Genomic DNA, 21,645 nt, shown 5'->3' on the forward strand with positions numbered 1-21,645 from the left:
ACGCGGATTACTTCCGGCCGATGTTGCGATTGAAGTCGAGACGCTTAGAGGTACTCGACGTTGCCATCCACACTGATGGCCTGGCCGGTCACGTTGCGTGCGGCGGGTGAGCACAGGAACAGCGCCATGGCGGCAACGTCCTCAGCCGTGACCATGCGTTTGAGCGAAATCTTTTTCAGGTACTCCTCACGCATCTCGGCTTCTGGCACGTTCATCTGTTCAGCGCGGGCGCGAATCACACCGTCCATGCGCGGGCCTTCGACGATGCCGGGCAGCAAGGCGTTGACGCGGATGTCGCTGTCGCCCAACTCGCACGCCAGGGATTTCATCAGGCCGATGATGGCCCATTTGGTCGCGGCGTACGGTGTGCGCCAGGCGTAACCCAAGCGGCCGGCGACTGACGCGATGTGGATCAGATGTGCGTTAGGTGACGCTTTGAGCAGCGGCACCGCGTGATGAGCAAAGCGGTATTGCCCCGTGAGGTTGATGTCGATGGTGCGCTGCCATTCCTCATCGGTAATTTCGTCGATGCCCGCCGTCGGCCCGGCGATCCCGGCGTTGTTGATCAGCACATCGAGGCCGCCGAACTGTTCGCGCTGAACCTTGAACACCGCTTCGATCTGCGCCGGGTCACCCACGTCCGCACGGGTGGCCACGCTGTTCGGATAACGGTCGCGAAACGCGGCAAGGGCAGATTCGCTGACGTCACACACATGCACTTTGGCGCCTGCTTCCATGTAAGCCGCCGCCAGCACTTCGCCGATCCCGGCGGCGCCGCCAGAAATCAGCACCCGCAGGCCGGTGTAGGGAATCAGTCGGTTGAGAACGCTCATGCTTTTTTTACTCCAGAGACAGACGACCGCGAACGGTCGCTCTTGACGATCAGGCGCGCCAGGGAATCGGCGGCCTGCATGATGTCGTCGGTGACTGCCGCTCGGGCCGCTGCCCCATCACGCGCGGCAAGGGCCTCGACGATGCGGTTGTGCGCTTCCATCGAGCGCTGAAGGTGCGCTTTGTCAGGTGCTACAAGCGCAAAACAGGGGCCCATGTGCAGCCAGAAATTCTCCACTGCCGCGACGGTCAGTTCAGCCTTGGCAACGGCATAGATGCGCCGATGGAAGGCAAAGTTGGTCCACAGATAACGAGCCACATCGACGCTGTCGGCGGCTTGCTGCATCTGGTCGCACAGATCGCTGATGTCTTTAAGGTCGGTATCGTTGAGCAGGATGACCGCTTTCTCGGCCAGCAGACCTTCGAGCGCCACCCGAGCGTCGCGGATCTCGCGCAGTCGTTCGGGGGTCATCATGCGGACACGCAGACGGGAGGTTTCGGTAACTTCGAAAGCGTTCTCTGCACTGAGGCGATTCAGTGCTTCGCGCACCGGCATCGGACTGGAACCCAGCGCCTCGGCAAGACCGCGAATGGTCAGTTTCTGGCCTGGCTGGAAGCGGCCGCTCATCAGTGCTTCACGAATCTGCCGGTACACCTGATCTTGCAAGGTATCGCGGGAGACTTGACGCATGGTGGGCAGGAGGATCGGACGATCTGTCATGAGTAATGGCTCACATTGGACGTTCTTATGGGGCCCAATATGTGATCACAAATAACATATGTCAAATTATTTTGCGGGACGTAGGCGATCAATCCCAAGTCTGCGGGGGTGTTTGGTCAGCAGGTCCGCCCTCCCTATCCAGCAAGCAAATTATTACCCCATGGTAATCATAAAAAACCCCTACAGGGGATTTACCTTTTGGTAACAGGAAGGGATGATTTGCCGATGGAAATTTCAGATATTCGCCGCGAAAACCTGCGGTCGCTCATGAAGCAGCACTTCGAAGGAAAGCAGGCTCGCCTGGCTGACGCCCTTGGCAAGAGCGCAAATTACATCTCGCGATGTCTTTCGACCTCGATGCCCGCATCGAGCAGGAAAAACATCGGGGAGGATTTCGCCCGGGACATTGAGCAGGCCCTCGGTCTGGATCGATATCGGCTCGACAAGGCGGGAATGGCTGCGGATGTCGACGGATCAAATCCGACCTTTCGACTTTCCGATATCGAGACTTGGGATGACGAAACCCCGCTCGATGACGATGAGGTCTACGTGCCGTTTCTCCAGGAAGTGGAGTTGGCAGCGGGTTCCGGGCGGTTTGCTATCGCGCAAAGTGACAGTTCGCGGCTACGCTTCTTCAAGAAAGACTTGCGCCATAACAACGTGCAATTCAGCAACGCGAAATGCGTGGCGGTGAGCGGCAACAGCATGCTGCCAGTGTTGCGTGATGGCGCCACAGTCGGTGTGAACGTCGGCAAGAACTCGCTGGGTGATATCATCGATGGCGATATGTACGCGATCAACCATAACGGCCAACTCCGCGTGAAGCAGGTTTACCGCCTGCCCACCGGCATTCGACTGCGTAGCTTCAATCGTGACGAGCACCCGGACGAGGACTACACCTTCGCCCAGATCCAGGAGCAGCAACTATTGATCATCGGGCACGTGTTCTGGTGGGCGATGTATTCACGCTGATCTGGAACGAGGGTTAATGGCATGGCGCACTCACTTCAATACCAGATAACCGAATCCGTCCGCGTCGTGGAGATCGAGATTGGCAAGCTGCTCGACTTGGCTGGCATGCTCAGAGATGCAGGAAATGATGTCTTGGCGACGACTGTCTCGAACCAGGCAAACAAGCTGCTCGAGGCGGCGGTAGCACTGAGAATTGCGATGGCAGGCTGAAGGTGTAAGCCCATTCAGTACGACATATTGCCGCTCGTCAGGCGCCCGGCACGCTCGCTCTCCCCCACCTTCCAATGCAGTACCCCCCTCGCGCGGAAGGCTCAAAAATGAACATCCATATCGCAGCGCTTACGCTTGCCGGGCTCTTGTCGACCTGCTCGTTTGGCGCGCTTGCTGCCGAGAAGACGACGCCAGGAGCTGCCGTTCCGCCTGCTGCGCTTCCCGGGATTAACCAGGCGCAGGGTTCTGAATCCAACGAGGACAAGGCCAGTAAAAAAGGCGAGGAAGCTTCGGGCTCAAACTCCGGCGCCGATTCGCAAACCCTGGAGAAAGACGCAGACTCTGCGGACAGCTCGAAGGACGATGAAAAAAAACAGGGCGGCAATGGCTCCGGTAGCTAGGTGTCAGTGATACCCGTCATCTCGTTGCTAGCCGGGCCCACCCATGCACTCCGAGGTATTGGCAAGTGCAACGCCCGCCTGCTGGACGAGCTTTCGCCACTCGTCGCTGGTTATGAGGTTGGAGCGTTCCATATCATCGGCCGCCCTCAATAGCCTGAAGTACCTGTCCTCTGCATCTATGCTGCTTGCGGGCAGAGTGAACAGCTTGCGCCAAGCTGTCATGGCCAATCTTCTTTGCGCCTCTCTCATTGAACCCCCTAATGGTCAACCAGGCGGTAGAGGCCAGGCGCGTGAAAGCGTTCAGCGCAATGACGCACTGCTCCGACCAATGGTGGCAGTGCGCCACAAATGCGAAAGGGTGAACTCTGCAAACCAATCCATCTGTGTCTGAAGCCTGCCTTGAGTGAAATGCTGTTCACTTAAGAAAAGCCTCCTTAACGCGGTGCTCCCTGCGTAACGCCTGCGTTCGGCCTCTGGGAAAGGGGCACAGATCAACGGCAAGATAAAAAGCGAACGCAACATCTAAAAACCACCGCCACACCGACTCTGTAGGAGCTGGCTTGCCAGCGAAGGATTCGAATGCGCGGTGTTTACCCTGTTACAACGCGTCATCGTTAACGTCCTTCGCTGGCAAGCCAGCTCCTACAGGGGGACGTGTGTGTTTGAAATCAGGCCGGCCCGCAGGCCGCCGTGCTTTTGATGTTGACGCACCGCCCCCCTGAGGGCATGCCGAGCCTAGGCGAGGCACCGAACGAAAGGGGCAAGAGCCCTTGGTTACTTGGGGCTCTTCCAAATGACTCGCCGTAAGGGCGAAACCAATAGCCGCCACAACCCAAAAAACGGATACACCCCCAAATCAAGTCCCCAGCTCCTCCACTATGCCTTGAACCGGCATTATTTTGCACAAATGCAATTTTAATTACCTAAAGGTATTGCATAAAAGATTACCTAAAGGCTATGTTGATTCCATCGCAACCCAACCCCACATCGGGACCGCCGCGCAAAGCATCGCCTCTGCCCATTCACCGAGTGGGCAGCGGGATGTAGGCCTGCATCAAACGAAGGGCTCAACTGAGCAAAGACGACATCAATGGAATGAGGCACACACCATGACTGTAGACATCACTAACTTCACAATCGCCACCCCGCTTCCAATCTCCGACACCAACCCGATTGCGCTTGAGCTCATCGGTTGGCGGGCGCTGGTCGAATGCCCCGATATCGTATCGATGCTGCCTGACGGTTCGCTGCAGATGACGGCGCCAACCCTCGGAGCGTCGAGCAAGAGTACGAAACGCACCCGTTGCGAATGGAAGGAGCCGGGTTACTGGCTGTTCTCCAGCGCTGCAGACCACTGGAACCGGCAGGAAATGCGACTGACGAAAGTCAACTCGCTGCAGAAGGTGGTGATCGCGCAGATTCATGTGAAGGATTCAGAACGACCTCCGGTCAAGGTGTTCTGGAACAAAGGCAAAATCATCATGGGGTTCCGATCGAGTTACCTGCAAGACGATCCGGTCAACTCGACGGTGCTGGAAAACGTGCCGCTCGGCGCGCTGTTCAAGATCAACATTCACGCCAATTCGAGCGGTGCGGTTTCCGTAGCGGCGAGTTGTAACGGTGTTCAATCCACCTCCGCAATCATGCGGCTCGACAACACCTGGGACACCAAGACCCTCGCCTTCCACGGCGGCGTGTACAACCAGATTGATTACTCCGAAACCACCGACCCGCAAGACGGCTCAGCCTGCGTCATCAGCGAGCTGTCCATCACTCACGGTTGATATTGTCGGGATTAAGGCAGAAAACGAAGGGGATCAATGAGCCCGATGCAAGTGCGCGAGCAGTTGGCCAAAGTCGCAATTACCAGTCCCTGTATCGGCAATCAGGCTCATTGATCGTTGCCCAGCTCAATGTTGGGCGATTTCCATTCAACGAATGGGGATGCATTGGCGTGCTGAACGCAGCTATGCACTTATTTTTTAACAAAGTAGGCCCGGCAAGTCTAATAACCTTTTGCCCCGGCTTTATAGGCTTGGGAAATACCGCTTTTTCCAACCGTGCTCAGAGGTCCAATGGACCCGGCTCGACGCCGGTTCGCAAATTAAGAAAGGCATGCCATGCCTCAACGGCATCATGATGCCGGAGTGTAGCGTCATCCCAAAAAGGCCCCGAGACCTCTTTAGCGGACACCAGCATCATCATTTTGGTGGTCGCAGCATCCAGCTCTATCAGAAGCTTGTGCGATGTAGTCCTGAACTCTTCGAATGACGTCATTGCATTTGCCCCGAGGCGGATGGCACCGCTATCGAGAGACAGCTGTCCCTCGGGTAGTGGAGTACCGCCAACACCAGTAATTCCAAATGGCCGACCACCGGCAAACTCATTTAACATTTCCGCCAAAATCTGCCCCCACGCACAAACCAAAACGCCGCTCAAATGAGCGGCGCTTTTGCGTTGGAGCGGGCGATGAGGTTCACATTGATTGAGCGAGCCTCAGGCGTTTCAGCTCCAGGGACGATCTCCATTCTCGTCCTTGATGCGGGTCGGCAGGCCCATCACGTCCAGCGCCTTGAGGAACGGCTCAGCCGGCAGCTCCTCGACGTTGACCATGCGTTGTACGTCCCACTCGCCTCGGGCGACCAGCAGGGCCGCCGCTACGGGCGGCACGCCTGCAGTGTAGGAAATGCCCTGGCTGTCGGTTTCTGCGTAGGCTTCTTCGTGGTCGGCCACGTTGTAGATGAAGACTTCGCGCGGCTGGCCATCCTTGGTGCCCTTGACCAGGTCGCCGATGCAGGTCTTGCCGGTGTAGCCGGGTGCCAGCGAACCTGGATCAGGCAGCACGGCCTTGACCACTTTCAGCGGCACGACTTCCAGGCCTTCGGCAGTCTTGACCGGTTGCTCGGAGAGCAGGCCGAGGTTCTTGAGTACGGTGAACACATTGATGTAGTGCTCGCCGAAGCTCATCCAGAAACGCACGTTGGGCACGCCGAGGTTCTTCGACAGGGAGTGCACTTCATCGTGGCCGGTCAGGTACAGGTTCTGCGAACCGACAACCGGCAGGTCGTCGGTGCGTTTGACTTCGAACATGGTGTTGCTGGTCCACTGACTGTTCTGCCAGCTCCACACCTGTCCGGTGAACTCGCGGAAATTGATTTCCGGGTCGAAATTGGTGGCGAAATACTTGCCATGGGAACCGGCATTGACGTCGAGAATGTCGATCGAATCAATGCTGTCGAAATATTCTTGCTTCGCCAGTGCTGCATAGGCATTGACCACGCCGGGATCGAAGCCCACGCCAAGAATGGCGGTGATGTTCTTCTGCTGGCATTCCTCGAGGTGATTCCACTCGTAGTTGCCGTACCAGGGCGGCGTCTCGCAGATTTTGCCCGGTTCTTCGTGAATCGCGGTGTCCAGGTAGGCCGCACCGGTATCGATGCAGGCACGCAGCACCGACATGTTGAGGAAGGCGGAGCCGACGTTGATGACGATCTGCGATTCGGTTTCGCGGATCAGGGCTTTGGTCGCCTCGACGTCCAGAGCATTCAGCGAGAAGGCTTTGATCTCAGCGGGCTGCTTGAGGCTGCCCTTGGCCTTGACGCTGTCGATGATGGCCTGGCATTTGGAGATGTTGCGCGACGCGATAGCAATACGACCGAGTTCGTCGTTGTGCTGCGCGCACTTGTGGGCCACCACCTTGGCGACACCTCCTGCACCAATGATAAGTACGTTCTTCTTCAATTTTTCTCTCTCTCCTTCTTAGCCAGCTTACGAAAGGCTGGTCATGTAGTCGTTGTAACCGAACTCGCGAACCACCTCGACACTACCATCGAGTTGTTTCACTACGATGGACGGCATTTTCAAGCCATTGAACCAATTCTTCTTGACCATGGTGTAACCCGCCGCGTCGACGAACGACAACCGGTCGCCGATGGCCAGTGGACGGCTGAATTGATACTCACCGAAAATGTCACCGGCCAGGCAGGATTTGCCGCAGACCATGTAGGTGTGCTCGCCTTCACTAGGCGCCAGCTTGGCGTTCAGGCGATAGATCAGCAGATCGAGCATGTGCGCTTCGATGGAGCTGTCGACGACGGCCAGGTGTTTGCCGTTGTAGAGGGTATCGAGCACGGTGACTTCCAGCGACGCGCTCTGAGTGATGGCCGCTTCGCCCGGTTCCAGGTAGACCTGCACGCCGTACTTCTGCGAGAAAGCCTTGAGCCGCGCGCAGAAGGCGTCGAGCGCGTAGCCTTCACCGGTGAAGTGAATGCCGCCGCCGAGGCTGACCCACTCGACCTTGTGCAGCAGATGACCGAAACGCTCTTCGATGGTGCACAGCATCTGGTCGAACAGGCCGAAGTCGTCGTTCTCGCAGTTGTTGTGGAACATGAAGCCAGAGATCTGCTCGATGACCTGCTCGATCTTCTCCGGGTCCCACTCGCCCAGACGGCTGAACGGCCGCGCCGGGTCGGCCAGCAGGTAATCCGAGCTGCTGACTTGCGGATTGACCCGCAGACCGCGCACCTTGCCTGCTGAAGCCTCGGTGTAGCGCTGCAACTGGCCGATGGAGTTGAAGATGATCTTGTCGCAGTTGGCGAGCATCTCTTCGATTTCATCGTCGGCCCAGGCCACGCTGTAGGCGTGAGTTTCACCAGCGAACTTCTGTCGACCGAGTTTGAGCTCATAGAGCGACGACGACGTGGTGCCGTCCATGTATTGCTGCATCAGGTCGAACACCGACCAGGTGGCGAAGCACTTGAGTGCCAGCAGGGCCTTGGCCCCGGACTGTTCGCGCACATAGGCAATCTTTTTCAGATTGACCAGCAGCTTCTGTTTATCGATGAGGTAGTACGGCGTTTTGATCATTTCGAGGCGCCTCCGGCAAGGCCAGCCAAAAAAGGATGCGCATTGTGCCTTCACTTGCTCCATATCGAAAGAGCAGAACGCACAGTTTGCCGAGTCTACGCCTTGTGTTGTTTCAAGTTTGAGTGCGATGCGCCTGATGGCGTGGATGCCAAGGCATCGCGGGGGCAGAAAGCAGAATGCTTTCAGCCGGAAAGATTACACCGCCATTAATAGAAGCCGGGTGCCCACCCTGACCAGTTGCTGGCCATTCAGAATCCATCTGAAACACACCTGGCCGGGCAAGCGATACTGACTTTACCCAGAGCCGCGCCGAGTGTCCTGAACACAACGCTGAACAAAACTAACATCGAGCCTGCCGATAGGCCTGTCACCGGACGGACACGAAAGTGTTTTATTGTTCTTCAAGCATCCGCTTATCACCATTCGTCGCCTACCAAAACCTGGCGCCCAATACCCGCGTATGTCTGGCTTAAGGATTGCACAGGACGCTCCTGCCAGCCCCGGAACGACGTAATTCTGACGCGGCGGCATTCTAATTAACGCTTAAGGACTCCAGCGATAAGCTTGGTCAGTCACCGGGAGATGTAACGTGTCAACGCTCAATGAAATCGCAGCGAATCACGCGAGAATGGTTATGGCAAAGGCAGAAGAGTCGGCCGAACTGAGGGAGCGACAGCTGCAAATTGTGGGCAGTCTGGAAGTCCCCTCCATTGATGCGCAACACATGCCACTGCACCTCATCGCCGGCGCGCAGGACAACCATCTTGGTCAAGCGACTGCCTACCTGATCTGACTGCGTTTGAGTTGAGCGTCAATACATCGCGCAAGGTCGGATTCGTCGGAGTTGATTGGTCAACGGGGAGTCGACTCTGGCGCTTTTGGGACTGGATGATGGGTGAAGTGTCGCTGCGGGCATGCGTCGCTACATCATCCACTTCAAGAGAACATGAGAGGCAATCCATGGCGATGCCTGGGCCACACCCCATCCAATCAGGCAGCAAATGAAAAGGTAAGCCGCAACAAATCTGATCATCGTCCGCCTCCCCATCACATTCACCCCGCCCTGCACACTTTTAGAAAATTGAAGATTTCGAGCAAATTTTCGCGAAACGACCGCCCTGTCGGACGGTCGATGGCCCGTAGTGCTTGGACGTATTTCGCTGTCCACAGTTCAATGTCCCGAAGGGCCAGGCTTTCCAGCCCTTCAAACAGGCGCCTGATGATCTACGCTGAAAATTCAACGTGAGGATCTGGCCATGTGCGGAAGGCTTTCACAGTACCGAGGCATTCACGATTTCGTGGCAGTGCTGAGCATTCCCGACGCGCTGATCAATAACGCCGGTGATCAGCCATTCGAGCGCTACAACGCGGCGCCGACGACGCAACTCGCCCTCTTCCACCAGGAAGGCAACGTGTTGCACGCCGACAATGTGCGCTGGGGATGGCGGCCGCACTGGGCCAAGGACCGAGCCGCGCCGATCAATGCCAGGGTCGAGAAAGTCGCCCACGGCCCATTCTTCAACGCGATCTGGCCGAACCGGGCGATCATTGCGATCGACAACTGGTTTGAATGGGTGGATGAAGGCGGACCGAAGAAACAGCCCTACCTGATTCGCCGGCGGGATCGCGCACCGATCCTTTGCGCGGCGATCGGCCAATACCCCACCGCCGGGCATGGACCGGGTGAGCATGATGGTTTCGTCATCATTACCGCCGACAGTGCGGGCGGCATGGTGGACATCCATGACCGTCGGCCGGTGGCGCTTGCCTCCGAGTTGGGCCGCGAATGGCTGGACCCGGCGACACCCGGGCAGCGTGCCGAACAGCTGGTACTGTTCCAGGGAGAGCCGAGCGAGGCATTCGAGTGGTTCAAGGTCGATCGGGCCGTGGGCAACGTGCGCAACCAGGGGGTCGAACTGATTGAGCCGATCAGTGAAGTCGTGGTCGCGGGCGCAGGCTTCGTGAACAACGGATAATCAGCGTCGGCGCTGACAGCGATATCGTCATGAACAAGGGCCACTCTGGTCTGACGGGTTATGCGCGACGGGATGAAGCACGAGGTGACGCCATGCTCCTGAAAGGTATTTTTCTCTACTGGCCACTGCTGTCGATCATGATCGTCGCCGTGCTGTGTCGACTCGTTCACAACGCCAAACTCGCCGACCGGGCAGTTGAAAAAACAGTGATGATTCAGGATGCTTTTTATGCCTGAAATCCGATCAGCAAAACACCGAAGCCCCTGTGGGTGGTAATACACAAATCTGACACGACACCGAACCTGTAGCAGCTGGCGAAGCCTGCGTTCGGCTGCGAAGCAGTCGTGAAATCAGACCATACGGTGTGTCAGACCCACCCGACACTCAGGGTTTACGACTGCTGCGCAGCCGAACGCAGGCTTCGCCAGCTGCTACATGGGGTGTGCTGCTTCCGAGGTCCGCCCTTCACACCAGCAGTGATTTCGCCAACTCCCGCACATGACTGCCCACCACCCGGGCCGCTTTCGACAGCGGATGTTGACGAGTAAACGCCATGGCAATGGTGCGCTTGATATCCGGGTTGATGATGCGCACGGCGTCCAGCCAGCCACGCTCCTTATCGTCCTGCACCGCAAGCAGCGGCAGTATGGTAAACGCACCGCCGGACGTGGCGACGTCCTTCATGGCATTGAGCGTATCCACTTCAATCGCCACTTTCAGCTCGATCTGGTGCTTGCGGGCGAGTTGATCCAGGGTGGTCCTCAGGCCATTGGGTCGCGACGGCAAAATCAGCGGAAAACCCGACAACGCCTCGAAATCGATGCCGTCGCCATACGCCCCCAGACTGCCCGCCTTGCCCACCAGGTAGGTGTCGACAAGCCCCAGGGTTTCCTCGTCCCGACTATTGGAGACGCCATAGCGGTTGACCACGATAAGGTCCAGGCGCCCGGCCGCCAGTTGCTCGTCCAGATCGCCACTGAACCCTTCGACCACATGCAGGCGCACGGCCGGCGCATGGGTTTGCAGCTCGGTGAACAGCAACGGCAGCAGCCGACGTGACATCGATGGCAACACGCCGATGTGCACGACGCCTGCCGGTATCCCCGACGACTCCTTGACCAACGTCTCCAGGCGTTCGGCCTGTTCCAGCAGCAAGCGGATTTCCGGCAGCACCAGCCGACCGAAGTCCGACAGCACCAGCCCCCGCCCGGTACGCACAAACAGTTGATCCCCCCATTCCAGTTCCAGTTGCGCCAGTTGCCGGCTGACCAGCGACTGCGCGGTGCCCAAGGCAATGGCCGTGCGGGAAATCGAGCCCAGTTCGTCCATCAACACCACGCTTTGCAGTTGTTTGAGGTTCATGGAAGGGCCAGTACCTGAAGCGGAATGAGCATGAAACATAAGCCATCCAGCACGCTCAAGCCATCACTTTTTCGTCTACCTGATATCGCCCCTATGACACTTCCGCATGACTCCCGCGCTCCCTAGACTCGAATCAGACCTGAAGCCAAACCTCCTGAAACGAGCGCCCCATGGCCCATAACAATAAAACCAGCCCGGCAGCGTCAACGCTGCTCAACCCGTCGAGTGTCGCCGTCATCGGCGCATCGGACGATCCCAATAAAGTGGGCGGACGCCCCATTCACTACATGCTCAAGTTCGGCTACCAGGGTCGCATCCTGCCGATCAATCCCAAGCGCGACACGGTGCAAGGGCTGGCGTGCTACTCCAGTCTGAGCGCGCTGGAGGTTGTCCCCGAGGCCGCCATCATCGCGGTGTCCGGCGCCAGTGCGGTCGAAGCTATCAAGGAGTGCGCCCGAGCCGGCGTCGCCACGGCGGTGGTGATGGCTTCCGGATTTGCCGAGACCGGCGAAAGCGGTCGCCAGTTGCAGCAAGAGGTGGTGGATTACGCCCGCTTGCATGGCATGCGCCTGATCGGCCCGAACGCCCAGGGCTTCGCCAACTTCGCCACTGGCGCGGTGTTGAATTTCAGCACCATGTTCATGGAAGTGCTGCCGCAGGACGGCCCGATTGCCATCGTCAGCCAGAGCGGCGCGGCCAGCGTCATGCCCTATGCCATGTTGCGTGAGCAGGGTTATGGCGTGCGCTATCTGGTAGCCACCGGCAATGACGCTGATCTGGGCGTTTCCGAACTGGTTCGCCATTGCATCGAAGACCCGCAGATCCGCCTGATCCTAGTGTACGTGGAGAGTGTTTCCAACCCGCAAATGCTCGCGGAAGCGGCGCACCTGGCGCGGCAGAACGGTAGCCATCTCGTCCTGGTCAAGGGCGGCGTCAGCCACAAAGGCGCAGCGGCAGCGGCGTCCCACACTGGCGCGATGATCGGGCAGGACGGCGCATTGGATGCCTTTCTCGCCCGCCACGGCATCTGCCGCGCCCACGACGTGCATCAACTGGTCAACGCCGCGTCGCTTTACCTCAATGGTTATGCGCCGGGTGCCGGGCGCACCGTGATCATGAGCCACAGCGGCGCCGTCGGCGTGTTGTGCGCAGATGCCGCCGAGCGCGTCGGGTTGCCCTTGAGCGAACTGGCAGAACAAACCCGCGAGCGCCTGAAATCGCTTATTCCCGATTTCGCCACCGCCGCCAACCCGCTGGACCTGACCGCGGCTTTGCTGGGCAACGGCGAGATGTTCCCTCGGGTGCTGGAAGCGCTGGGTGAAGATCCGCAGGCCGACATGTTCCTGATCGGCATGCCGGTCGCCGGCCCCGGTTACGACGGGCCGGGATTAGCGCAAACCACCGCAGGTTTCATGCGGCGTACCGGCAAAACAGTGGTCATGACGGCACCGCAAGCCGAGGTCAGGGCCCAATTCCAGAAAGAAGGTGTGCCGGTTTTTCGTCATGAAAGTGATGCCGTGGCGGCGCTCCAGCAATACGCCAGTAGCTGCCAATGGCGCGGCGAACCGCAAACGCCACAACCGGCCGCCGCCCCATGCACCTACACCGGGCTTTTGGATGAAGCCGACAGTCTCACCCTGCTGGCCAGCGCCGGTGTGCCCGTGGTTGAACATGCGGTGTGCCACGACCCGGAAGCCGCCGCCCAAATCGCCGCCGAATTCGGTGCGCGGGTGGTGCTCAAAGGCTGCGCCGCGCAGATCCCGCATAAAAGCGAACACGCGCTGGTGCACCTCAACCTCGCCGATCCGCAGGCGGTCGCGGACGCCGCGCGACTGTGCCTTGGCACTCTGGATCGGCTCGGTGTGCCCCACGGCCGGCTGATCGTCGCCCGCTCGGTGAAAGGGCTGCATGAATTCATGCTCGGCGTCGTCGTCGACCCGCTGTTCGGCCCGCTGGTGGCCATCGGCGAAGGCGGAACCCTGGTGGAAGTTCGCAACGACACCGTGTCCTTGCTGGCGCCGTTCAGCGTGGCCGAAGCGCTGACCGCTATCGGCAAATTGCGCATCGCTCCGGTACTCAAAGGCGTTCGCGGACAGCCTCCACTCGATGCTCTGGCACTGGCGAATGCCGCCGTTGCCCTCGGCAATTTCGCATTGCAGCAGCGCGACCACCTGCTGAGCATCGACATCAACCCGGTCATGGTCCTGGCCGACGGCGTGGTGGCAGTGGATGCCGTCATTGAATACCGGGAGGCCTCATGAGTATTACCCAGAGCGTATGGGTGGAGATCCAGGAGGGTGGCATTGCACTGGTCACCCTCAATCGCCCCGCCAGCCTGAACGCGGTCAATCAGACCTTGCGCAGCGCATTGATCGCGGCGCTGCAGCAGCTCAATCACCACCCCGAAGTGCGCGCCATCGTCCTGACCGGCGCCGGCGACCGGGCTTTTTGCGCCGGGCAGGATCTGGAAGAAGCCAGTGCCATCGAGTGGACGCAGATCGCGTCCTGGCTGACCGCGCAACGCGCCATGTATCAGGCCGTACGCGACCTGGACAAGCCCTGCGTCGCAGCAATTAACGGCGTGGCGGCCGGGGCTGGCATGCAACTGGCGCTGTGTGCTGACTGGCGAATTGCATCGCCCGAAGCACGGATCGGTCAGCCCGAGGTCAAGGCCGGCTTGGCCAGCATCGTCGGTTCCTACCTGATGTCGCTGCACACCAGCCTGACGCACAACACCCAGTTGTCGTTGTCCGGGGAATTGATCAGCGGCCAGCGCGCTCACGAAATCGGGCTGATCACCGAACTGGCGCACGTCGACGTGCTCGGCACCGCCCTCACCCGCGCCCGTTCCCTGGCGCAGCATCCGGCGACGGCCATCCGCCAATCCAAACAGCGCTTCCGGGCGCTCACGCAACCGGGCTTTGACGACGCCTGCACCGCAGGCATCCGCGCCCAACTCGAGTGTTACGCCAGCGGCGAACCCCAGACCACGATGCGCGCGTTTCTCGACGCCCGTGCACGCAAAGGAAACACCCCATGACTGACTATCGACATCACTTGATCGACGGCGCCTGGATGGCCGCGCAATCAGCGCAGCACACCACGGTTTATGACTCGGCTACCGAAGCGCAACTGGCAAACGTTGCTCATGGCACGAACGAGGAAATCCATCTCGCCGTTCGCGCCGCAAAAAACGCCTTCGCGGCATGGTCGACGCTGCCAGTGAACGTCCGCGCGGACTACGTACGCGCCATCGCCGATCAGCTTGAAGAACACGTGGAACACTTGGCGGCGGGCATCGCCGCGGAAGTCGGCATGCCGCTGAAATTGTCGCAACGGATACAGGTGCAAGCGCCGCTGCTGGCATGGCGCGCAACAGCCGATCTCGCCGCGCAGTGCCTGGCGGATAGCAGCGTCGGCCACTCGACCATCACCCACGTCCCGGTCGGTGTGGTCGGCGCCATCACGCCGTGGAATTACCCGTTGAATCAGATCACCGGCAAAGTTGCGGCGGCGCTGGTTGCAGGTTGTACGGTGGTGCTCAAACCCTCAGAGTTGGCGCCCTGCACCGCTCAAGCCCTGGGTGAAGCGGCACTGGCGGCCGGTCTGCCCAAAGGCGTGCTGAACATCGTCCTGGGCGACGCCGCCACCGGCCAGGCCTTGGTCGACCACGCGGAGGTCGACATGCTGTCGTTCACCGGGTCCACCGCCGTGGGTCGGCGTATCGCCGCGTCAGCCGGCCAGGCCTTGAAGCGCGTGGCGCTGGAGCTGGGCGGTAAATCAGCGTGCATTGCCACGGCGGACGCCCCTATCGACAACGTGGTGCGTCAGGGCATCGGCTCGCGCCTCCCCAACTCGGGTCAGTCGTGCAACTCGCTGACCCGGTTACTGGTGCCGGCTGCGCTGTATGACCAGTACCGCGATTTGCTGGCGCAGGCGGTCACGCGCCTGACCCTCGGCGATCCGCGCGATGCCGCCACGCGCATGGGGCCGCTGGTGTCGGCAGCGCATCGGGACCGCGTGCAGGCGTTCATCGTCGACAGCGAAGCCCGGGGCTACGACCTGATTGCCGGCGGCAGCAACGCCGCCCTGCCCGTCCATGGTTACTTCATCGCGCCGACAATTTTTGGACGCGTGCCGGCGCAGTCGACGCTGGCGCAACAGGAAGTGTTCGGCCCGGTCCTCAGCGTCATCACCTATGACGATGAGCAGCAAGCGATCGATATCGCCAATGGCACCGCCTACGGGCTGGCCGCTGCAGTCTGGGCGGGTAGCACCGAACATGCCCTTCACATTGCCCGGCAGTTGCGCGCCGGCCAGGTGGACGTCAACGGCGCGCCCTATAACGCCGCAGCCCCGTTCGGCGGTTTCGGTGACTCAGGGTTGGGTCGTGAAGGCGGCACCTTCGGCATTGAAGAGTTCGTTGAGCTGCGCGCGATTCAGTTGCCCGTCGCCCGTACGCAGGAGAACGCATGATGTTCAAGCAGATCGAAATCACCCGCGCCGGCGCCCAGCAGCACGTCGCCCTCGTCACGCTGATGCGTCCCGAGAAAATGAACGCCCTGACCAAAGTGATGGAACAGGAGCTGCGCGAGGCTTTCGCCCGCCTCGACCGCGACGACAGCGTGCGCGCCATCGTGCTGACCGGTAGCGGTCGCGCATTTTGCGCCGGCATGGACATCGATGAACTCGAGGTGCTGCCACCCGATGACATCAGCGAAATGGCCTGGATGCGTGCCTATGACATGAACCGTCGAGCCGATTACCAGAGCCGCTACTCGTACTTTCCGGCGGTGCGTAAACCGATTATCAGCGCAATCAACGGCGCCGCTGCCGGCCTGGGCCTGGTCCTGGCGCTGTACAGCGACATGCGCTTTGCCAGCGAATCAGCGGTGTTTTCCACCGCGTTCGCCAAGCGCGGGCTGATCGCCGAACACGGCATCGCCTACCTGCTGCCGCGCATCGTCGGTCCGGGCCATGCAGCGGACCTGCTGCTGTCATCGCGCAAGGTGACGGCGCCAGAAGCCTTGAGCATGAACCTGGTGCAACGTCTGTACCCGGCCGATCAACTGCTGGAACAAACCCTGGCCTACGCCGAAGACATCGCCCTCAACGTCTCGCCACGCTCGGTGAAGGTGATCAAGCATCAACTGGGCGAGTCACCGTTCCAGACCCTCACCGAATCGATCGCGATGGCCAACCGCGAAATGTTCCTGAGCATTCAAAGCGAAGACTTCAAGGAAGGGGTCGCGCACTTCATCGAACGACGACCGGCACGTTTCAGCGGCCGCTGAGCCTCACAAGCGCCGGCCGAACTGCGACAATCGCCAGTGGAACCTGCAATCAACGTCCGCTGGCGATGAGGCCGTACTGATACCTCGAGCACTCAATAAAAATAACAAGGAGTCAGCGATGACTAGTCTCAACACCGTGGAACAAACGGCCAGCGCCCGCCACCTGGACCTGGCTGAATCGACGTTCAAGAAAATCATGTGGCGGTTCATGCCGCTGCTGTTTCTTTGCTACGTCGTCAGCTATCTGGACCGCATCAACGTCGGCTTCGCCAAGCTGACCATGCTCAACGATCTGTCGTTCAGCAATGCCGTGTATGGCCTCGGTGCCGGCATCTTCTTCATCGGCTACTTCTTCGCCGAAGTGCCGAGCAACATGATCCTGCACCGGGTCGGCGCGCGGCGCTGGATCGCCCGCATCATGATCACCTGGTCGTTGATTTCGGCGGCCACGGCGCTGGTGCAGACGCCCATGCAGTTTTATGTGCTGCGCTTTTTGCTGGGTATAGCCGAGGCGGGTTTCTTTCCCGGCATCGTGCTCTACCTCACCCTGTGGTTCCCGGCCCATCGTCGGGGCAAGATGGTCGCGCTGTTGATGGCGGGCAATCCGGTCTCGGGGATTCTCAGCGGCCTGGTGTCGGGCTACATCCTGCACACCATGAACGCCGTCCACGGGCTGGCGGGATGGCAATGGCTGTTCATTATCGAAGCGGCGCCGGCGCTGATACTGGGCGTGGTGGTGCTGTTCTTTCTGACCGACAAGGTCGACGACGCGCAGTGGCTGAACACGGCTGAAAAGACCTTGGTGGCTGAGGAGATCAAACAGGACAACAGCAACAAAACCCACAGCTCAGTGCGCCAGGGTTTGCTCGGTGGCCGGGTGTGGCTGATGTGCGGGATTCTGTTTTTACTGGTCATGGGCACCAGCACTATCGGCTTCTGGCAACCGAGCATCATCAGTAATTCGGGGATCACCGACCCGCGCATGATCGGATTGATTTCGGCTGTGCCTTACGTAGCCGCATTGCTCGGCATGTACCTGGCCGGCCGTAGCTCCGACCGCCGCCGTGAACGCCGCTGGCATGCGGTGATTCCTTTGTTGGTGGCTGTGCCGGGTTTTCTGATCTGCGCGTTTTTCCCGTCGACACCGTGGCTGGCGATCCTCGGTCTGATCATCGCCACCGCCGGGATCATCACCTCGCTGCCGATGTTCTGGGCCTTGCCGACCTCATTTCTCGGTGGCGCAGGTGCGGCGGCGGGCATTGCCCTGATCAACTCCACCGGCAACCTGGCCAGCTTCGCCGGCCCGGCCCTGCTCGGCTGGTTGAAAGACCTGACGCAATCGATGACCAGCGGACTGGTCATCGTGTCGATCTGCGTATTTGTCTCGGCGATGATTATCGTGCTGTTCGTACCGGCGAAAATGGTCAACCGCTAAGCTTGATCTTCACTGGGCAGGTTTGGCGGGTGTGATGCGCCAAACCTTGTTCCCGACATCATCGGCCACCAGCAACGCGCCGCGCTGATCCAGCGTTACCCCCACCGGACGGCCTTGCGCTTCGCCGTCGGCATTGAGGAAACCGGTGAGGAAATCCACCGGCAAACCTGAAGGCTTGCCGTCGTTGAACGGAATGAACACCACCTTGTAGCCCGCCTGCGGGTTACGGTTCCAGGAGCCGTGCTCACCGACGAACACGCCATTGGCGAAGTTGGCCGGCATGGCGCGGGCATCAGAGAACGTCAGGCCCAACGGTGCAACGTGGGTGCCCAGTGCGTAGTCCGGCGAGATGGCTTTGGCAACCATGTCCGGGCGCGGCGGCTCAACACGGGTGTCGACGTGAGAGCCGTAATAGCTCCACGGCCAGCCGTAGAATGCGCCGTCCTGCACGGATGTCAGGTAATCCGGCACCAGGTCGCTGCCGATTTCGTCGCGTTCATTGACCACGGTCCACAACTGCGTCGAACCCGGTTTCCAGGCCAGCCCGTTGGGGTTGCGAAGGCCGCTGGCAAACAGGCGCTTGTTGCCGCTTTTGACGTCAACCTCCCAAATCGCCGCACGCCCTTCTTCCGCCTCCAGGCCGTTTTCACCGACGTTGCTGTTGGAGCCCACCGTGACGTACAGCTTGCTCCCTTCCTGGTTGGCGATAACGTTCTTGGTCCAGTGGTGATTAATGCCGGCGGGCAGATCAGTCACTTTGACCGGCGTCGCGCTGATCTCGGTTTGGTTCTCGACGTAAGGCACTTTGACCACGGCGTCGGCATTGCCGATAAACAACTCATTGCCCACCAGGGCCATGCCAAACGGCGACGCCAGGCCGGTCATGAAGACCTTCTGCACTTCAGCGCGGCCGTCACCGTCAACGTCGCGCAACAAGGTAATGCGATTGGCGCTGGGTGCGTCCGCGCCGACACGGCCCATCACGAAACCCATGGCGGTGCGTTTTGCCCAGGCAATCGGTCCGGTGCCACCGTCAGTCGCGCCTTCCGGCATCGGCGGGTGATTGCTCTCGGCGACGAGTACATCGCCATTGGGCAGGGTGTAGACCCAACGCGGGTGGTCGAGATTCTCGGCCAGCGCGGTGACTTTGAAACCGGCGGGTGCCTTGGGCATGTCACTGCCCGACCAGCCGACGGCCTTGGACACCTTTAACGTGGGGATCAACGATGTGGTGGGTTCGGGCAACTGCGGGGTCGGGCCGACGCTGGCCTGAGGCGGCAGTTTAGAGGACTCACCACACGCAGTGAGCAGCGCGGCAGTCGTCATCAAGAGCGCAAGTCGGTTGGATACAGTCATTGTTTAACCTCGCGATGGCCATCCGTGGGCCAGTTATTGGGCAGGCAAAATCACTGCGAAGTATCGCGGCGTCGATTCCGTTCAAACACCGCGTCTGGCACAAATCAAATTTGCCTGAATCGCACGAATGCAGATTGCCGATGCCAGGCACTATCCCACGTACCTGTAGGAGCCGGCTTGCTGGCGAAGGCATCCTTGAGATTTGCATCGCCTATGCGGGCGTCTTCGCTGGCAAGCCAGCTCCTACAAGGGTCAGGTGGCGGGCACGAGGAACCGGCGGCGGGCGCGAAAATTGGGGACGACCGCGATTCCCTGTAGGAGCCGGCTTGCCGGCGAAGAGGCCCTTGAGATTTGCATCGCTCATGCGGCCGCCTTCGCTGGCAAGCCAGCTCCTACAAAGGTCAGGTGGGCGCCTTCGCTGGCAAGCCAGCGCCTATAAGGTCAGGTGGCGGGCACGAGGAACCGGCGGCGGGCGCGAAAACTGGGGACGACCGCGATTCCCTGTAGGAGCCGGCTTGCCGGCGAATAGGCCCTTGAATCTTGCATCGTTCATACGGCCGTCTTCGCTGGCAAGCCAGCTCCTACAAAGGTCAGATGGGCGTCTTCGCTGGCAAGCCAGCGCCTATAAGGCCAGGTGGCGGGCATGAGGAGCCGGTGGCGGGCGCGAAAATTGGGGACGACCGCGATTCCCTGTAGGAGCCGGCTTGCCGGCGAAGAGGCCCTTGAGATTTGCATCGCTCATGCGGCCGCCTTCGCTGGCAAGCCAGCTCCTACAAAGGTCAGATGGGCGTCTTCGCTGGCAAGCCAGCGCCTATAAGGTCAGGTGGCGGGCATGAGGAGCCGGCGGCGGGCGCGAAAATTGGGGCCGACCGCGATTCCCTGTAGGAGCCGGCTTGCCGGCGAAGAGGCCCTTGAAATTTGCATCGCTCATGCGGCCGCCTTCGCTGGCAAGCCAGCTCCTACAAAGGTCAGATGGGCGTCTTCGCTGGCAAGCCAGCGCCTATAAGGCCAGGTGGCGGGCATGAGGAGCCGGCGGCGGGCGCGAAAATTGGGGACGACCGCGATTCCCTGTAGGAGCCGGCTTGCCGGCGAAGAGGCCCTTGAATCTTGCATCGTTCATGCGGCCGCCTTCGCTGGCAAGCCAGCTCCTACAAGGGGTTCAGCAAGGCTTCTCGTAGCAGCCTGGCCGCTGGGGAGTCCGGCACGCCTTTGCGTGAAACCAGCTCGTACGGTTCGCTGCGCGAGGTGATGGGCAGCGGCAGCGTGGTGGTGAAGCCGTAACCGGAGCAGAACTTCGCCACATCGGTCGACACCAGTGCGACAAGGGTCGGGTTTTCCTGGAGCAACGAGAGGGTGGCGAAGGCCGACGTGGTTTCCAGCAGGTGCACCGGGAACCGCAGGTCAGCCTCATGAAATTCCCGCTCCAACAGCAGACGCATAGGCATGTTGGCGCGATAGACCACCCAGCGGTAATCCACCAGGTCTTTCAGTGACAACTGCCGGGCATAGGCGAACGGATGCTGGGTGCTGGCGATCACCGCCAGGGTTTCTTCGACGAAGGTCGAGCTTTCGTACAGGTAAGGCGTGGTGCTGATGGTGGTCCGGCAGATCGCCAGGTCCAGGCGCCCGGCGTCGAGTTGGCTGAGCAGCGCGGCGCTGGTGTCTTCGACGATCTCGATGGACAACTTCGGGTGGTCGGCAATCACGCGGCTGATGGCGGTGGTCAGTAACGGTACGGCGCCCATGATGGTGCCAACCGACACGCGCCCGCCCTCTCCGCTCATGATGCCGATGATCTCTTCGCGCAGGTGCGCAAGGTCGGTCTGGATCAGTCTGGCGTAGCGAATGACCGAGCGTCCGGCATCGTTTGGCTCAAGCCCCCGGTTAGTACGGGTGAACAACGAGGTGCCGAAGGTGGTTTCAATTTCTTGCAGGGCTTTACTGGCGCCCGGCTGTGTCAGCGCCACCTGTTTGGCCGCGCCCAGCAAGGAGCCGTGCTCATCAAGGGCTATCAGCAAACGCAGCTGCTTGATGTGCAGGCGGGACATGATCGAATTGAGTGAGGGCGTCATCAGGGTTAACTAAAAGTTATAGAGGTATCGAAAGTTGTCAGTATCGAGGCTCACCACGACGGCCCTATAGTCCACCCCACAACCAGGCAATGCAACGGGTTTGACCAGAGAGCGAATGCCCTCCTGCCGCAGACCGATTGCAACAATAA

General features: G+C 60.1%; 20 protein-coding genes. 12 read left to right on the forward strand and 8 right to left on the reverse strand.

The window, feature by feature from the left end:
• Window positions 1-44: 44 nt before the first annotated feature.
• Window positions 45-833, reverse strand: coding sequence for an SDR family oxidoreductase (locus AEQ67_RS22390; RefSeq protein WP_059405996.1), 789 nt, complete (start codon window positions 831-833; stop codon window positions 45-47).
• Window positions 830-1,552 carry a GntR family transcriptional regulator gene (locus tag AEQ67_RS22395; protein WP_059405997.1) on the reverse strand — a complete coding sequence of 241 codons (723 nt, stop codon included), beginning with the start codon at window positions 1,550-1,552 and terminating at the stop codon, window positions 830-832. The genes AEQ67_RS22390 and AEQ67_RS22395 overlap by 4 nt, the downstream gene beginning before the upstream one ends.
• Before the next feature lie 267 nt (window positions 1,553-1,819).
• On the opposite strand from AEQ67_RS22395, the gene AEQ67_RS22400 reads away from it, so the two are divergent.
• From AEQ67_RS22400 to AEQ67_RS22420, 4 genes are all read left to right on the forward strand, one after another.
• Window positions 1,820-2,524 carry a S24 family peptidase gene (locus tag AEQ67_RS22400; protein ID WP_442965666.1) on the forward strand — a complete coding sequence of 235 codons (705 nt, stop codon included), beginning with the start codon at window positions 1,820-1,822 and terminating at the stop codon, window positions 2,522-2,524.
• Window positions 2,525-2,545: 21 nt separating this feature from the next.
• Complete coding sequence (locus tag AEQ67_RS22405) at window positions 2,546-2,734, forward strand: UPF0146 family protein (RefSeq protein WP_059405999.1); 189 nt, start codon at window positions 2,546-2,548, stop codon at window positions 2,732-2,734.
• A gap of 107 nt (window positions 2,735-2,841) precedes the next feature.
• Window positions 2,842-3,135, forward strand: coding sequence for a hypothetical protein (locus AEQ67_RS22410; protein WP_059406043.1), 294 nt, complete (start codon window positions 2,842-2,844; stop codon window positions 3,133-3,135).
• A 1,109-nt stretch (window positions 3,136-4,244) separates the two neighbouring features.
• Window positions 4,245-4,919 carry a polysaccharide lyase family 7 protein gene (locus AEQ67_RS22420; RefSeq protein ID WP_059406001.1) on the forward strand — a complete coding sequence of 225 codons (675 nt, stop codon included), beginning with the start codon at window positions 4,245-4,247 and terminating at the stop codon, window positions 4,917-4,919.
• Between the two features lie 280 nt (window positions 4,920-5,199).
• Here the strand turns inward: AEQ67_RS22420 and AEQ67_RS36605 are convergent, their stop codons facing one another.
• The 3 genes from AEQ67_RS36605 to nspC all read right to left on the reverse strand — a co-directional run bounded on the left by AEQ67_RS36605 (window position 5,200) and on the right by nspC (window position 8,001).
• Window positions 5,200-5,574, reverse strand: coding sequence for a hypothetical protein (locus tag AEQ67_RS36605; RefSeq protein WP_330219466.1), 375 nt, complete (start codon window positions 5,572-5,574; stop codon window positions 5,200-5,202).
• A 66-nt stretch (window positions 5,575-5,640) separates the two neighbouring features.
• Window positions 5,641-6,876, reverse strand: a complete 1,236-nt coding sequence (locus AEQ67_RS22430; protein WP_059406002.1) for a saccharopine dehydrogenase family protein — start codon at window positions 6,874-6,876, stop codon at window positions 5,641-5,643.
• Window positions 6,877-6,903: 27 nt separating this feature from the next.
• Complete coding sequence (gene nspC, locus AEQ67_RS22435; protein ID WP_059406003.1) at window positions 6,904-8,001, reverse strand: carboxynorspermidine decarboxylase; 1,098 nt, start codon at window positions 7,999-8,001, stop codon at window positions 6,904-6,906.
• 589 nt (window positions 8,002-8,590) lie between these two features.
• Between nspC and AEQ67_RS22440 the strand changes: the two genes are divergently transcribed.
• From AEQ67_RS22440 to AEQ67_RS36010, 3 genes are all read left to right on the forward strand, one after another.
• The gene (locus tag AEQ67_RS22440; RefSeq protein ID WP_059406004.1) at window positions 8,591-8,794 is read left to right on the forward strand and encodes a hypothetical protein; all 204 of its coding nucleotides are present in this window, start codon (window positions 8,591-8,593) and stop codon (window positions 8,792-8,794) included.
• Between the two features lie 463 nt (window positions 8,795-9,257).
• Entirely contained in the window at window positions 9,258-9,977 is a 720-nt protein-coding gene (locus AEQ67_RS22445; protein WP_059406005.1) for an SOS response-associated peptidase family protein, read from the forward strand.
• Between the two features lie 29 nt (window positions 9,978-10,006).
• On the forward strand, window positions 10,007-10,213 hold the full coding sequence (locus AEQ67_RS36010) for a hypothetical protein (protein WP_152974892.1): 207 nt from the start codon (window positions 10,007-10,009) through the stop codon (window positions 10,211-10,213).
• 229 nt (window positions 10,214-10,442) lie between these two features.
• On the opposite strand, the gene AEQ67_RS22450 is transcribed toward AEQ67_RS36010, so the two are convergent.
• On the reverse strand, window positions 10,443-11,339 hold the full coding sequence (locus AEQ67_RS22450) for a LysR family transcriptional regulator (protein ID WP_059406006.1): 897 nt from the start codon (window positions 11,337-11,339) through the stop codon (window positions 10,443-10,445).
• Between the two features lie 170 nt (window positions 11,340-11,509).
• On the opposite strand from AEQ67_RS22450, the gene AEQ67_RS22455 reads away from it, so the two are divergent.
• The 5 genes from AEQ67_RS22455 to AEQ67_RS22475 all read left to right on the forward strand — a co-directional run bounded on the left by AEQ67_RS22455 (window position 11,510) and on the right by AEQ67_RS22475 (window position 18,068).
• On the forward strand, window positions 11,510-13,600 hold the full coding sequence (locus AEQ67_RS22455) for an acetate--CoA ligase family protein (protein ID WP_059406007.1): 2,091 nt from the start codon (window positions 11,510-11,512) through the stop codon (window positions 13,598-13,600).
• A complete protein-coding gene (locus AEQ67_RS22460) occupies window positions 13,597-14,379 on the forward strand; it encodes an enoyl-CoA hydratase/isomerase family protein (protein WP_059406008.1) in 783 nt (260 codons plus the stop codon). Before AEQ67_RS22455 ends, AEQ67_RS22460 begins: the two co-directional genes overlap by 4 nt.
• Window positions 14,376-15,815 carry an aldehyde dehydrogenase family protein gene (locus AEQ67_RS22465; protein ID WP_059406009.1) on the forward strand — a complete coding sequence of 480 codons (1,440 nt, stop codon included), beginning with the start codon at window positions 14,376-14,378 and terminating at the stop codon, window positions 15,813-15,815. Before AEQ67_RS22460 ends, AEQ67_RS22465 begins: the two co-directional genes overlap by 4 nt.
• The gene (locus AEQ67_RS22470; RefSeq protein WP_059406010.1) at window positions 15,812-16,633 is read left to right on the forward strand and encodes an enoyl-CoA hydratase; all 822 of its coding nucleotides are present in this window, start codon (window positions 15,812-15,814) and stop codon (window positions 16,631-16,633) included. The genes AEQ67_RS22465 and AEQ67_RS22470 overlap by 4 nt, the downstream gene beginning before the upstream one ends.
• Window positions 16,634-16,751: 118 nt before the next feature.
• Window positions 16,752-18,068, forward strand: a complete 1,317-nt coding sequence (locus AEQ67_RS22475; RefSeq protein ID WP_059406011.1) for an MFS transporter — start codon at window positions 16,752-16,754, stop codon at window positions 18,066-18,068.
• Between the two features lie 9 nt (window positions 18,069-18,077).
• Here AEQ67_RS22475 and AEQ67_RS22480 read toward each other — a convergent pair whose 3' ends face one another.
• On the reverse strand, window positions 18,078-19,424 hold the full coding sequence (locus AEQ67_RS22480; RefSeq protein WP_059406012.1) for a PQQ-dependent sugar dehydrogenase: 1,347 nt from the start codon (window positions 19,422-19,424) through the stop codon (window positions 18,078-18,080).
• Between the two features lie 1,148 nt (window positions 19,425-20,572).
• Window positions 20,573-21,496 (reverse strand): LysR family transcriptional regulator, encoded by a 924-nt coding sequence (locus AEQ67_RS22485; RefSeq protein ID WP_059406013.1) that lies wholly within the window; start codon window positions 21,494-21,496, stop codon window positions 20,573-20,575.
• Between the last annotated feature and the right edge of the window lie 149 nt (window positions 21,497-21,645).

This window comes from Pseudomonas sp. RIT-PI-q (assembly GCF_001297125.1).
GTDB lineage: Bacteria > Pseudomonadota > Gammaproteobacteria > Pseudomonadales > Pseudomonadaceae > Aquipseudomonas.